The following is a 13,952-nucleotide window of genomic DNA, read 5'->3' on the forward strand; positions in this document are numbered from 1 at the left end:
GTTCCGCGCGGGGCCACGCTCGGCGTGCCGTGCGGCTCTCCGGGCGTGGGGGAGCCGGAACCGGAAGGCGAGGGCCCCGGGCTCTCCGCGGGAGGTCCGCCCGGCCGCTGGACCACCGACGGGCGGGCTTCCGGGCCCGGGAGCGCCGTCCCTCCGAAAGCCGCGACCAGGGCGAGAACGAGGACGGCGGCGGCGAGGACCCCGAGCCCCTGCCCGTACCGACGTGCTCGACGCGACCGGAACCCCGGCCCCCGGGGAGACCCGCTCCCGATCGTGGCCACCTCCCCGGTCGGGGCGTCCACCGGCACGACCTGCACCGGCACGATCTCTACCGGCACGACCTCCACCGGCACGACCTCCGCGGGCTCCGCCCTCTCCGCCGCCTCCGTCGCCGCCTGCCGATCGAGGCGTTCGCGGTCCGCCACGATCCACAGGCGGTGCAGCGCCTCCCGCTCCCCGGCCGGGGCGCCGCACAGGCGGGCCAGCCGCTCCACGGGGGCGAACTCCGCGGGCACCGTCCGCCCCGTGCAGTACCGGTGCAGCGTCGAGCCGCTGACCCCGATGCGGCGGGCCAGCGACGCGTACGTCCGGCCCGACCGCTCCCGCAGCGCGCTCAGCCGCTCCGCCAGCACCGCCCGTGCGGCCCCCTCGGCGTCACCCGACACGCTCGACCTCCCCGCAGCCGTTCCAGGGCGTTCCAGCCCTCCGAGAACACCCACGTCACCAGGGGTGGGACGGTTCCAGCCCGGCGGGAAGCCGTGTCGCGCTTGTCCGGTCCGGGGCGGCGGCCCACGCTGGTGCTCGTTCCCGTACCGCAGCCGTACGGCCCCCCGAGCGGGCTCCGTACACCTCGGCGCGACGGCGTACGACCATCCGACCGCACCACCCGAAACGGGGAGACCTCACCATGCGCACCCTTCGCACCGCACTTCTGACCGCCGCGGCCGCGGGCCTGGCCGTCACCGCCCTGGCCCAGGTGCCCGCCGCCGCGGCTCCGGCCCCCGCTCCCGCCCCGCCGAAGTTCCTGAGCGCGGGCCAGCTGCCCACCTCCCTGACCCCCTGGACGGCCGGACCCGTACACCAGGGGGTCCCCGTGGAGGGATCCGTGTGCACCGCCGGCCTCGCCCCGGCGGCCGGCACCCGTCACCGGGACTTCTACACCGAACTGGACACCGGCGCCCGCCAGACGATCACCGTCGCCGCCACCACCGCTCGGGCCAAGGCGCTCGCCGCCGAACTGCGGAGCGCGCTGGAGACCTGCCTCGACCGGCTGAAGGAGCAGGACCCCGGCCTGGAGGGGGAGGCGCTCTACCAGGGCCGTGTCGACATCGAGGAGGGCGCGCACGTCTACAGCATCGACACCTCGCACCCGGAGGTCGGCTCCACCGACATCGGGCTCTACGCGGTGGGCCGCGACGGCAGGGCGGTGACCGTCGTCGAGTGGGGACAGCTGGGCGACCTTGACGGCGCACCGCTGGAGGGGTTCAAGAAGACGACCCGCACCGCCGTCGCCAAGCTGTACTGAGGCCGCGTCCGCGACCGGCCGCCGGGGGGCGGCCGGTCGCCGGAGGTGCGGGGCACCCCGCCCCGGGAGCATGCTGGCTGTGTGACCCGGCACGGAAGGACCCGGCATCCCCCGCCCGCCGGAAACGGGGCCGCGGCCGGGGGGCACGAGGGCGGCCGAGTGCCCGACGAGCTGTCCCTCGTCCTCGCGCAGGCCCTCGTCAGCGCCGTCGAATCGAGCGACGGCTTCGCGGGCGGCGTCTACCTCCGCAGCCGGACGCCCGGACTTCTGCGGCTCGCGGTGCTCGCCGGACTGCCGGGCCCGCTGTTCCGGCCCTGGTGGCGGATGCAAGTGAACCGGCCCTTCCCGGTGTCCGAGGCCTACCGCACGGGGAGCCCCGTGCTGCTCGCCGACGCGGAGGAGTCGATGCGCCGGTTCCCGCAGCTGATGGCCGGGCTGCCGTTCCCGTTCGGGTCGCTGTGGGTGCCGATCACCGGCCCCCGGGGGAGTGTGGGCGTGCTGGCGATCCTGCGGGCCTCAACGCCGGGGCAGCCCGTCGACCCCGCCGACGGCGACCGGCTGCACCGCCTGGGCCACCGGCTCGGTGGCGCGCTCACCGATCTGGAGCGGCGGGGCGTCGACTGCGTATGGGATACCGAACCGGCCCCCGTGCAACTGCCCGCCGCCGCCACGCCCCCGGTGCGGGTCGGCCGCTTCGACTGGGACCTGCACTCCGGGCAGGTCGCCGCCGACGACGAACTCTGCGCGATCCTCGGCTTCGAGCCCGCCGCCTTCCCGGGCACCGTCGACGCGCTCGCCGAACGACTGGTCCCGGAGGACGTGTACGGGCTGTGGGCGCTGGCCCGTCGGACGGTGGAATCGGCCGAACCGGCCGTCCGCCGGATGCGGCTGCGCGGCCCCGACGGCCGGTCCCATCTGCTGGAGCTGTCCGGCCGCTGGACGCACCCGGACGGCGATGGGTCCGACGGCCGTCTGAGCGGCTTCCTGGTCGACCTCGGCGCGGGACCCGTCGTGCCGGAGGCCGCCGACCGGCTGCCCCGCGGCGTCCTCTCCCTCGACAGGCTGGGCCGCATCACCTATGCGAACGGCCTCGCCGAGGAACTGCTCGGCCACACCAGGGCGGAGCTCGTGGGCCATGTCGTGTGGCAGGCCCTGCCGTGGTTCGGGCACGAGGCCTACGACGACCACTACCGGGCCGCCCTGATGGCCGACGAACCCGTCCACTTCCTCGCCCGGCGCCCGCCCTCGCGGTGGCTGTCGGTGTCGCTGTACCCGGGCCGCGACGGGGTGACCGTCGTCCTCCAGGCGACCGACCGGCCCGCGTACGCCCCCGGCTCCGTCACCACGCCCGGCCTGGGCATCGGCTCGACCGCCGACCGCTCCTCGGCGCTGTACCGGCCGGTGGCCCTCGCCATCGCGCTGACCGAGGCGGTCACGGCACGTCAGGTCTCCGCGGTGGTCACGGAGGAGCTGCTGCCCGCGTTCGGCGGCCGTCAGCTCGCCATCTACCTCCTGAACGAGCGCCATCTCCATCTGGCCTGGGAGACGGGTTTCCCGAAGGGCTTCCTCGACCGTTTCGACGGGGTCGGGCTCGACGTCAGCATTCCCGGGGTGGAGACCCTGACCACGGGCCGTCCGATCTTCTTCGAGTCCATGCAGCGCCTGGCCGAGGCCTATCCGGGCATCCCGATCGACGCGGACGTCGGGGCGCGCGCGTTCCTGCCGCTGATCGCCTCGGGGCGGCCCGTCGGTTCCTGCATCCTCGGCTTCGACCGGCCCCGCGGCTTCAGCCCTGAGGAGCGCACGGTCCTGACGGCGCTGGCCGGACTCATCGCCCAGGCCCTGCAGCGCGCCCAGCGCTACGACAGCGAGTCGGCCCTCGCCCGCGGACTCCAGGACGCCCTGCTGCCGCACCGGCTGCCCGAGGTGGACGGGGTGGACACCCTGGGGCGCTACCTCTCCGGCACACAGGGCATGGACATCGGCGGCGACTGGTACGACGTCATCGAGACCGGCCACGAGCTCGCCCTGATCATCGGCGACGTACAGGGCCACGGGGTCTCCGCCGCCGCGACCATGGGCCAACTGCGCAGTGCGGTGAGGGCGTTCGCGCTGAGCAGCCGTGATCCGCAGGAGGTGATGAGCGGGACGAACCGGTTGCTCATCGATCTCGACCCGGGCCAGTTCGCGAGCTGCTGCTACATCGTCCTGGACCCGGTGACCGGAGTGGCCCGCGCCGTACGGGCGGGGCATCCGCAGCCCGTGCTGAGGCGGCCGGACGGCCGGACGGAGGTGCTGGACCTGCCCGGCGGCATCGTGCTCGGGATCGATGAGGAGGCGTCCTACCCGGTCACCGAGTTGCGGCTCGAACCGGGGGCGATGCTCGCCCTGTTCACGGACGGGCTGATCGAGCGCCCCGGGACGGACATCGACGAGGGGGTCGAGCGGCTGCGCGCCACCGTCGAACGGATCGGCGCGGTCCCCCTGGCCGAGACGGCCGACCAGGTCATCGGAGAGGCCCGGGCGGCCACCGACCGCCCCGACGACATCGCGCTCCTGCTCGCCGCCCGGTGGGCCGGGACCCCGGCGGTCCGGCGGCCGCGGGCGGAGCGGGTGTCCGGACCCGACCTGTGGCGCACGTTCAGGGGGCCGGATCCGGGGCACACGGCGGGCGCCCCGGATCCGGCCTCCTAGAAGGCGGCCTGTCGGTCAGGCGTCGGCGGCGCGCTCGGCCGGGACGAAGGCGCCGGAGGCCTCCAGCATGCCCTCGCGCTCCACGACCTTGACCCGCTCACGGCCCTGGGCCGCGCCCAGCGCCTGCTCGTGGGCGTCCAGCTTGTGCCAGCCCTCCCAGGTCGTGTAGCGGACCCCACGCTCCTCCAGGAAGGCCTCGACGGCCTCCGGCGCGGGCGTGGCCGGCTCGGCCAGACGGCCGGCGGCACGGTCCTCCAGCACGCAGGCGACCGTCTCGTTGGCGTCGCCCTTGGTGTGCCCGATCAGACCGATCGGGCCGCGCTTGATCCAGCCGGTGACGTAGACCGAGGTCATGTGCTCGTCACCGGCGATGACGCGGCCCGCCTCGTGCGGGACGGTGCCGGAGGCCACGTCGAAGGGGAGCTTGGACAGCTCCTCCGAGTAGTAGCCGACGGCACGGTAGACGCTCTGCACGTCCCAGTCGGTGAACCGACCGGTGCCCCGGACGTTGCCGGTGCCGTCCAGCTCGGTGCGCTCGGTGCGCAGCGCCACGACCTTGCCGTCCTCGCCGAGGATCTCGACGGGGGACTCGAAGAAGTGCAGGTACAGCTTGTGCGGGCGGTCGCCGACGTCGCGGATCGCCCAGTTCTCCAGGGTCTGAGCGACCATGTTGGCCTGCTTGTTCTCCCGGCGGGTCGCGATGGAGCCCTCGTCGTACTCGATGTCCTCGGGGTTGACGATGACCTCGATGTTGGGGGAGTGGTCCAGCTCCCGCAGCTCCATCGGGCTGAACTTGGCCTGCGCGGGGCCGCGCCGCCCGAACACGTGCACCTCCAGCGCCTTGTTCTCCTTGAGGCCCTGATACACGTTGTCCGGGATCTCGGTGGGCAGCAGTTCGTCCGCCGTCTTGGCCAGGACGCGGGCCACGTCCAGGGCCACGTTCCCGACGCCGAGCACGGCGACCTTCTCCGCGGTGAGCGGCCAGGTGCGCGGGACCTCGGGGTGCCCGTCGTACCAGGAGACGAACTCGGCCGCGCCGTAGGAGCCGTCCAGTTGGATGCCGGGAACGTCGAGCGCCCGGTCGGCCTCGGCGCCGGTGGAGAAGATCACCGCGTCGTAGAACGACCGAAGGTCGTCCAGGCCGATGTCGTGCGGGTAGCTGACGTTTCCGAAGAGCCGGATCTGGGGCTTGTCCAGCACCTGGTGCAGGGCCTTGACGATGCCCTTGATCCGCGGGTGGTCGGGGGCCACGCCGTAGCGGATCAGGCCGAAGGGCGCGGGCATGCGCTCGAAGAGGTCGATGGAGACCCCCGGGTCCTGGCAGACCTCGGATTTGAGCAGCGCGTCCGCAGCGTAGATACCGGCGGGGCCGGCTCCGACAATGGCGACGCGGACGGGGCGTGTCATGGCGTGGTGATCCTTCGGGGCGGGCGAACGCGGGCAGGTACAGCGTACGTCGGAGGTAAGGGTTGGCTTACTAGTCTCCACCGCACACCGTAAGCGATCGCCTCGCGGGCCCTTCGACCGGCCCTGCCTAGAGTGCCCGATTGATCCGTTTTGCTATACCGATATGTTCGATTTGGTTCTTTTAGCCCTCCTGTTTCATAAAGGGCTTATTGGGGCCACTGGGGCATTTGCTTGACCTTGTTTTCACCGTCGCCGCGAGGGAGTGGCGAGTGTCACGTCCCAGGGGGCGGACGGGGAAGCGGAGGCATCGGTTCCCTTCTGTGCGAAGAAAGTTGACACCGTGACGGAGTGGTCCGATCCGGCAATTCCGCCATTCGATCTTGCGTGAAAAGGAGAATCCGGAATGCGGGGCTTGTTCTGTTCGGCGTTTCTCGCCTACGGTCACCGTCAATCCGGATGGAACGCCGAATCCTGCCGCCGTCCGGGAAACCGAAACCCACTCACGTACGGCAGGAGCGGGGGACCCAGGTAAGTCGCCGATCCGTAACCGGAACGGCTTGGGGTGAAGCCGCACGAGCGTGCGGCCAGACATCTCCCGTCTGAACCCGACAGCTCACCTCGCAGGCGCCGGAGAGGAAATCCCCCATGCCCGCACAGGGTAAGCACCGTCGTCCCCAGTCCACCTCGCTGCGCCGCGGCCTCGCCGCCGTGACCACCGGCGGAGCCGTCCTCGCCCTCCCGGTGATCGGCGCCACCAGCGCCTTCGCGGCTCCCGCGCCCGCCGCCGCGCCGCAGCAGGCCGTGGCGCCCGCCCCGGTGTCCGCACAAGCGAATTCCGCCGTGCGGGCCGCACCCGCCCAGCATTCCGTGGTGGCCGGTGAAACGCTTTCCAAGATCGCCCGCGAATATTCCGTCAGTGGCGGCTGGGAGAAGCTGTACGAAGGCAACCGGAAGATCGTCGGAGAGAATCCCGACCTTATTCACCCGGGTATCAAGCTGACCCTCGGAGCCAAGACCGAGGCCCCTTCGGGCGACAACGCGGGCAAGGCCGCCAAGGCTTCGCCGTCCGCCGCGCGCGGCGCCGAGGCGGACCGCGCCGACCGTTCGGAGCGCATCGACGCCGCCCCCGTGGCAAAGGCCGTTCCGGCCGCCGAGAAGGCCGTCACGTACACGAACGACCTCGACGGCTGGATCAAGGAGTCGCTGGCGGTCATGGCCGAACAGGGCATCCCCGGCACCTATGAGGGCATCCACCGCAACATCATGCGCGAGTCCTCGGGCAACCCGGCCGCGATCAACAACTGGGACTCCAACGCGGTCAAGGGCACCCCGTCCAAGGGGCTGCTCCAGGTCATCGACCCGACCTTCCAGGCCTACCACGTGCCCGGCACCTCGACCGACAGCTACGACCCGGTCGCCAACATCACGGCCGCGTGCAACTACGCCGCTGACCGGTACGGCTCGATCGACAACGTCTTCGGCGCCTACTGACCCTCGTTGCCCCCGAGGGGCCCCGGACCCCAGGTCCGGGGCCCCTCGGGCGTGCCGGGAAGTTACCTCCAAGTTTCTAGTGACTTACCACGCGATCGACAGTAGAACCTGTTGCACTCTGTCGAGAGTGAGGAATGTCACATGAACGACACTGCCATGCAGAATGGCGAGACCAAGGGCGTCTCGCGCCGAAGATTCATCGCTGGAACAAGTTCTCTTCTGGGTGCTGCGGCCATCGCCGGGCACACCGCACCGGCGTGGGCCGGAGTCCGTGCCGCGGCAGCGCCGATCGGCTCCGGGGCCCGGGTGCCGGTCCTGGTCGTCGGCACCGGATACGGCGGCTCCGTGGCCGCCCTCCGGCTCGCCCAGGCCGGCGTCGACGTCCACATGGTCGAGATGGGCATGGCCTGGGACACGCCGGGCGCGGACGGCAAGATCTTCGCCAACACCACCAGGCCCGACGACCGCTCCTTCTGGCTGCGGACCCGGACGGAGCAGCCGCTCAGCAACTTCCTCGGCTTCCCCATCGACAGAAACGTCAACCGCTACACCGGCATCCTGGACGCCGAGGAGTTCTCCGGCATCATCGTCTACCAGGGCCGCGGAGTCGGGGGCGGGTCCCTGGTCAACGGCGGCATGGCCGTCACACCCCGTCGGGAGCACTTCGGCGCGATCCTCCCGACGGTGAACGCCGCGGAGATGTACGGCACCTACTACCCGCGCGCCAACAGCGGACTGGGCGTCACCACCATCGATCCCGCCTGGTTCGACAGCGTCGACTGCTACCAGTACGCCCGGGTCGGCCGGAAACACGCCCAGCGCTCCGGCTTCCCGTTCCTCTTCGTGCCCGCCGTCTACGACTGGGACTACATGAAGCAGGAGGCGGCCGGGACCGTCCCCAAGTCGGCCCTGGACGCCGAGATCCTCTACGGCAACAACTACGGCAAGAAATCGCTCCAGAAGACCTACATCGACCGGATCAGAGCCACCGGCCGGGTCGCCATCTCCCCGCTCCACGAGGTCACCACGGTCACCCCGGCGCCGGGTGGCGGCTACACGGTGCTGATCGACCAGCTGGACACCGTCGGCCGGACCACCGCCACCAAGACCGTCACGGCGGACAAGGTGTTCTTCGCCGCGGGCAGCGTGGGCACCAGCAAGCTGCTCGTCGGCCTCAAGGCCACCGGCGCGCTACCCCTCCTCAACAACGAGGTCGGCAAGGGCTGGGGCGACAACGGCAACGTCATGTGCGGCCGGGCCAACCACCTCTGGGACCCGACGGGGAAGGTTCAGTCGTCCATCCCCACCGGCGGCATCGACAACTGGGAAGCCGGCGGGGCGTTCGCCGAAGTCGCGCCGCTGCCCACCGGCATCGAGACATGGGCCTCGTTCTACCTCTCCATCACCAAGAACCCGAACCGGGCGCGGTTCACCTGGAACGCGGCGGCGGGGAAGGCCGAGCTGAACTGGCAGACGGCGTGGAAGCAGCCGTCCATCGACGCCGCGAAGACCATCTTCGACAAGATCAACCAGAAGGAGGGGACGATCTACCGCACGGACCTCTTCGGGGTCCACAAGATCTGGGGCGACCACCTCACCTACCACCCGCTGGGCGGCGCGGTCCTGGACAAGGCGACCGACAACTACGGCCGGCTGCACGGCTACCCGGGCCTGTACGTCATCGACGGCGCACTGATCCCCGGCAACACCAGCGTGAACCCGTTCGTCACCATCACCGCGCTCGCCGAGCGCAACATCGAACGGATCATCGCGACCGATCTGTAGGCGACCCGGCAGGGGCCGGGGTCCACGGAGAGCCCGGGGCCGGGAGTGCCAACCCGGCGGCCCCGGACTCCGTCAGCAGGCGCCCGCCTCTCACCCGTGGCCGGGCAGAACGCACACCGCGTCGATCCCCAGCACATGGTTGAGCCGTCCGAACGCCAGCCACGAGCCGATGCTCATCGTCAGCTCCACGATCTCCACCTGGCTGTAGCGCGCGGTCATCCGCTCCCAGAAGGCATCGTCCAGACCGTGGTGGTCGAGCGTGTACCGCTCGGCGTACTCCGCCGCGAGCCGGGTCCGCTCGTCGAAGGCGTCGGTCGTACGCCACTCGGTCACCGCCCCGGCGAACTCCTCCTCGACCTTCGCCCCGTCCCGCTCGGTCCGCCAGTCCAGGCAGAACAGGCACCCGTTGATCTGGGCGACCCGCAGCCTTGCCGCCTCGAACTCGCGCAGCCCCAGCGTCGTGTGCTCGTACACGGACATCGAGAACGTGGCGGCGGCCATGCCGATGCCGGGGACCATCTCCCCCCACACATAACCGATGGGCTCCTGGCCCTCCGGAACATCGATGATCATGCCGGTCTCCTTCCCAGCCTGCCGACCGCAGGCCGCAGCGGAACGTCGAGTGCGTCGTACAGGCCCGGCTCCGCGGCCACCAGCCAGTCGATCGCCGAGACGAGCCGCCCGACCGCGGTGGCGTTCCCGCCCGCCGAACGGTTCGCGTCCTCGTCGGAGGCCTCGACCGTCACCTCGATACGGGGGCGGCCCTCGATCACCACACGGTGCGCGCCCACCCCGTCGGGCGGGGAAGGCCAGTCCGGGGCGCACGAGCCGTGGATCCGGGTGATGTGCTCGATGACGATGCGCGGCTCGCCGTCCACGATGCCCTGCACCTCGAAGCGCACCGCCCCCTGGGTGCCCGCCGCGAACTCGCCCATTGTGCGGGTGTGCACCGCTCTCTCCAGCGCCCGGCGCTCCAGCGTCTCGCGGATCTCGTCGAGCTCGATGCCCAGCGCCCGCGCCATGAGCCGTATCTGACCGCCCCACACCATCGTCGGAACGCTCCCCGCGAGCATCAGCGGCTCGTAGTCCATCGGGTGCCCCATACCGATCAGATGGCGTACCGACTCCTCCTGCTCGTACGTGGAGTAGTCGAAGATCTCCTGGCAGCGGATGACGTCCACCTCGGTGCCGAGTCCGCTGACCAGCAGCGGCAGGACGTCGTTGCCCCAGCCGGGGTCCACACCGGAGACGAAGAGGGAACCCCCGCCCGCGGCGACGGCGGCCAGGACCGGGTCCCGCAGCTCCGGCGGGGCGTTGCGCTGATCGTAGAGCGGATACAGGGAGGGCGTGACGACCACCGCGCCCGCCCGGATCGCCCGGCCGATGTCGGCCAGGGCGTCATCGGGACGGATGTCGCCGGAAGCCGCGTAGACCACGGCCCGGGGGCGGGCGGCCAGGACGGCGGCGATGTCGTCGGTGGCCGCGACCCCGAGCGTGCGGCCGGCCCCGCCGAGATCGCCCGCATCGCGGCCGACCTTGGCGGGATCGTGCACGAGGACGGCGGTGAGTGTCAGTGCCGGATGGGCCTCGACGGCGCGGATCGCCGCGCGGCCGACGTTGCCGGTACCCCAGACAACCGTGGGAATCATGCGCGGAGGGTAGCCCCGGCGCCTTGTACTTCCCAGAGTCGTGAACCCTCGGATCCGCCGGGAGAAGCGGGTGTTCCCGGGCCGCGGTGATCCGCCGGCCCGGGAACCGTGCCGAGGACTACCGCTTGGCGCGTGCTCCGTTCGGGGCGCCGGATACCGTGAACTGCGAACCGGGCTCGATCAGTACATGGCCGTCGCGCGAGTCGGTGATCGTCACGCCCGTGAGCGTCGCGTTGCCGCGCGCGCCGCCCATCGCGAGGATGCCGGATCCGTTGTTGGACTTGTCGATCCGGACGTTCTCGATCTTGACGTCCGGCATCAGGCCGCCGCCCGTCTTGAACTGGATGCCGTCATAGGTGGAGTCGACGATGTCCGTGTCGCGGATCGTGACGCCGGGGATCGGCAGGTTCTGCGGGAAGAGGGTGATCGCGCCGAACTCCTGGTCCTCGTTCCAGAAGGCTCCACCGGTGCGGTACAGGCCGTTGTTGGCGATCAGCGTCTGCCCGGAGAAGGGCAGCGGGTCGTGGTCGGTCGCCAGCATGATGGCCGGGTAGTTCATCGTGTCGGAGATCAGGTTGTTCTCGATCCTGTTGTCGTAACCTCCGTAGATCGCGATGCCGTTGGCGCGCCACGGGAGCTGGATGGTGTTGTTGCGGAAGCTGTTGTCGTGGCCGATGTCGACGGACTGGTCCTTGACGTATTTGCTGGACCAGACCGCGAGGGCGTCGTCGCCGGTGTTGCGGAACGACGAGTTGTAGACCGTGGAGTTGCGGGTGCCGTTGGCGAAGTTGATGCCGTCGGCGTAGGTGTTACGGATCCGCATGCCGGTGAACTCGACGCCGTCGCCCGGGTTCCACAGTTCCTGGATGTTGGTGAAGTCACGACCGGCCCAGACGCCCACGTTGGCGTGTTCGATCCAGACGTTGCTGATCTTCGTGTTCTTGCCGAACCGGCCGTTGAGCGCGACGCCGCCCTCGTGGTTGCCGTCGCCGCCGCGAATGGTGCCGGAGCCGAAGATGGCGATGTCGGAGATTTGCGTGTTGTCGTCGATGTCGAAACCGAAGTTGCCCTCGTGCGGGTGGTTGATCCCGCCCGCCTCGTGCGGCGGGGTGAGGGTGTAGAGCTGGGAGTGCCACATGCCCGCGCCCCGGACCGTCACATCACGGATGCCGACCTGGTTCCACTGGCCTCGGTCGAGCGGGTCGTCGGTGAGGATCTTCTGCTCCTGGCGCCACTGCCCGGCCGGGATCCACACGCAGTCGATCTCGCCGCTCTGGTTCGCCGTCACCGCGCGCTGGATCGCGGCCGTGTCGTCGATCCCGTCGTTCGCCACCGCGCCGTACGTCGTGATGGACACGCAGCCCGAGGGCTGCGACGAGGGCGCCGCCACCTGCTCCAGGTCGATCAGGTCGATGACGTGGAAGGAGGCGTTGTCGCTCGCGTCCCGCTGGAGACGGAACTTCGTTCCCGCCGGGTAGGTCCGCGTGAGCAGGGCGTGGGACTCGTCGAACAGCCGTCGGGCGTCGCCGCCGGGGGTGTTGGTGAGCCCTTCGGGGCTGTCGGTGTTCCCGTACAGCCAGCTGTGTTTCGAGGAGAGGTCGAGCTTGCGGACGAACTCGCCGTCGGCGTACAGGCTGATGGTCGCCTCCCGGCCGCCACCGCCCGGCGCGTCCGGAACGGAGTTGCGCACGACGACGGAGTTCGACGGGGCGGTCGAGGTGAACTCCACGAACTCACCGGTGGCGTCGAGCCGCACCGACTCGCGGCCGGAGGACTCGGTGGCGAAGTTGGTGTGCCCGAAGGTGCGCTCGGCGTCGGACCGCAGCAGCGTGCCCTCGTAGGCGGCCTTCTCCGCCTCCAGCTCGGTGTACGGCACGGCCGCGCCGCGTCCGACCACGATGGAACGGGCGAAGACGTTGTTGGTCTCGCTGGTCTCCGCCACCTGGTTCGTGGCATCGGCGGTGGCGGTCAGCGTCGCGCCGCCGCTCGCCGCCGTCCAGCTGCCGCCGATCGTGACGTTCGCGGTCGCGCCCGCCGCGATGGCCGGTGTGGTGCCGTTGAGCGTGGTGGAACCGACGGTCAGGCGGGTGACGGTGCCCGCGTTCACCGCGCTGGTGCCGCGGTTGCGCACCGCCACGGTGAAGGTGACCGCCGCGCCGACGGCCGGGTTGGCCGGACTGGAGGCGATGGAGCGGACCTCCAGGTCGGGGCCGGGGCTCTGTCCGACCACCAGCGGGGAGGTGGTGGTCCGGCTGTTGTTGGCGTTGTCCGACTCGACGACCGTGTCGGTCGGGTCCACCAGCGCCGAGACCGCGTACGAGCCCTGCGGCCGCTTGCCGACCTCGACCGAGACCGGGGCCGAGGCTCCCGCGGCGAGCGGCCCGACGGGCGCGCTGCCCACGACCACGCCGCCCAGGCTCACGTTGACGGTCGTCGCGGGGGAGGCGGCCGAACCGGTGTTGCGGACGGTCCCGTCGATGGTGATGTCGTCCGTCTCGGACGGGGACGAGGGGCTCCAGGACAGAGCGCTCATGGTGAGGTCCGGGTTGGGCGCGGCCGTCCCCCGGACCTGGATCTCGCCGATCTGTGCGCCGGGCGCCCCGGTGTTGGCGAAGAACTTGAGCTGGAGGTCGGCGACCCGGCCGTCCACCGGGATGGTCACCGTGTTCTGGTTGCCGGCCGGGTTGAACGCGTAGCCGGCGCGGGCCCGGAGCGAGGTGAACGCGGTGCCGTCCTGGGTCCGTCCGAGCACCTGGATGTCCTGGGTCCGGCTGCCCCAGATCGGGTCGGGGTTGAGCTTGACCACCACGGACTCCAGGTCCGCGTCGGCGCCGAGCTTCACCGTGAGGTCGGCCGGCAGCCCGTTCGACTCCCAGTAGCTGTTGACGTTGCCGTCGTTGGCGTTGACGGCCGGGAACCCGCCGTGCGATCCGCTGGCGACGACGGGTTTGCCCCGGGCCAGATCGGTGGCCTCAGCCGCGCTCGCGGCGACGGGCAGGAGCCCGACGGAGACCATTCCGGCTATCAGCAGCCCGGTGATCGACTGTCCGGAAAGTCGTTTCCATCTCATGGTGTCCTCTGCTTCCACAATATTTGAGCCCACAAGTCAATCTTTTGCGGTGAGAGGTTCACAGATTTCTGCTCTACTTCTGTTTTGTCAACGGTCTTCGCATGGCCATGTCATTCGGGTGCCATAGCTGATGCTGCGTCAGATAAGTGTTCGGGTGGGCCCGTTCAGGCCCCGCCGGCACCCCTGGCCAGCAGCAGCGCGAGATCCACCGCCGCCACGGCCACCGCTCCCGCCAGGGCGGCCTTGCGCCACCGGCGGCCGAGCGCCGGACCCGCGAGCGACGCCGCACCGGCCAGGACGAGCGCCGTCGCACCCCCGGCGCTGTCTCTTA

9 protein-coding genes and 1 riboswitch are annotated in these 13,952 nt (G+C 70.8%); of the genes, 4 read left to right on the forward strand and 5 right to left on the reverse strand.

Translation table 11 applies throughout. The features are described 5' to 3' along the window. Positions 1 to 665, reverse strand: a 665-nt coding sequence (locus tag CR470_RS27635) for a helix-turn-helix domain-containing protein (RefSeq protein ID WP_143663879.1), incomplete at its 3' end; no start/stop codon positions are given. Positions 666 to 907: 242 nt separating this feature from the next. Here CR470_RS27635 and CR470_RS27640 point away from each other — a divergent pair. Next, the gene (locus CR470_RS27640; RefSeq protein ID WP_097870232.1) at positions 908 to 1,525 is read left to right on the forward strand and encodes a hypothetical protein; all 618 of its coding nucleotides are present in this window, start codon (positions 908 to 910) and stop codon (positions 1,523 to 1,525) included. Positions 1,526 to 1,684: 159 nt separating this feature from the next. Next, positions 1,685 to 4,219: a SpoIIE family protein phosphatase gene (locus CR470_RS27645; protein ID WP_097870233.1), complete on the forward strand. Its 2,535-nt coding sequence runs from the start codon at positions 1,685 to 1,687 to the stop codon at positions 4,217 to 4,219. A 15-nt stretch (positions 4,220 to 4,234) separates the two neighbouring features. On the opposite strand, the gene CR470_RS27650 is transcribed toward CR470_RS27645, so the two are convergent. Then, positions 4,235 to 5,626 carry an FAD-dependent oxidoreductase gene (locus tag CR470_RS27650; RefSeq protein WP_097870234.1) on the reverse strand — a complete coding sequence of 464 codons (1,392 nt, stop codon included), beginning with the start codon at positions 5,624 to 5,626 and terminating at the stop codon, positions 4,235 to 4,237. A 483-nt stretch (positions 5,627 to 6,109) separates the two neighbouring features. Beyond that, positions 6,110 to 6,268: riboswitch (cyclic di-AMP (ydaO/yuaA leader) on the forward strand. Between the two features lie 3 nt (positions 6,269 to 6,271). Between CR470_RS27650 and CR470_RS27655 the strand changes: the two genes are divergently transcribed. Beyond that, positions 6,272 to 7,117, forward strand: coding sequence for a transglycosylase SLT domain-containing protein (locus tag CR470_RS27655; protein WP_097870235.1), 846 nt, complete (start codon positions 6,272 to 6,274; stop codon positions 7,115 to 7,117). Positions 7,118 to 7,258: 141 nt separating this feature from the next. Further along, positions 7,259 to 8,902, forward strand: a complete 1,644-nt coding sequence (locus tag CR470_RS27660; RefSeq protein ID WP_179892387.1) for a GMC oxidoreductase — start codon at positions 7,259 to 7,261, stop codon at positions 8,900 to 8,902. Positions 8,903 to 8,992: 90 nt separating this feature from the next. Here CR470_RS27660 and CR470_RS27665 read toward each other — a convergent pair whose 3' ends face one another. The 3 genes from CR470_RS27665 to CR470_RS27675 all read right to left on the reverse strand — a co-directional run bounded on the left by CR470_RS27665 (position 8,993) and on the right by CR470_RS27675 (position 13,621). Further along, positions 8,993 to 9,475 carry a carboxymuconolactone decarboxylase family protein gene (locus tag CR470_RS27665; RefSeq protein ID WP_097870237.1) on the reverse strand — a complete coding sequence of 161 codons (483 nt, stop codon included), beginning with the start codon at positions 9,473 to 9,475 and terminating at the stop codon, positions 8,993 to 8,995. Beyond that, positions 9,472 to 10,551: an NAD(P)H-dependent amine dehydrogenase family protein gene (locus tag CR470_RS27670; RefSeq protein ID WP_097870238.1), complete on the reverse strand. Its 1,080-nt coding sequence runs from the start codon at positions 10,549 to 10,551 to the stop codon at positions 9,472 to 9,474. The genes CR470_RS27665 and CR470_RS27670 overlap by 4 nt, the downstream gene beginning before the upstream one ends. Before the next feature lie 118 nt (positions 10,552 to 10,669). After that, a complete protein-coding gene (locus CR470_RS27675) occupies positions 10,670 to 13,621 on the reverse strand; it encodes a CARDB domain-containing protein (RefSeq protein WP_097870239.1) in 2,952 nt (983 codons plus the stop codon). Positions 13,622 to 13,952 lie beyond the last annotated feature (331 nt).

This window comes from Streptomyces sp. rh34, assembly GCF_002551245.1.
Lineage (GTDB): Bacteria > Actinomycetota > Actinomycetes > Streptomycetales > Streptomycetaceae > Streptomyces.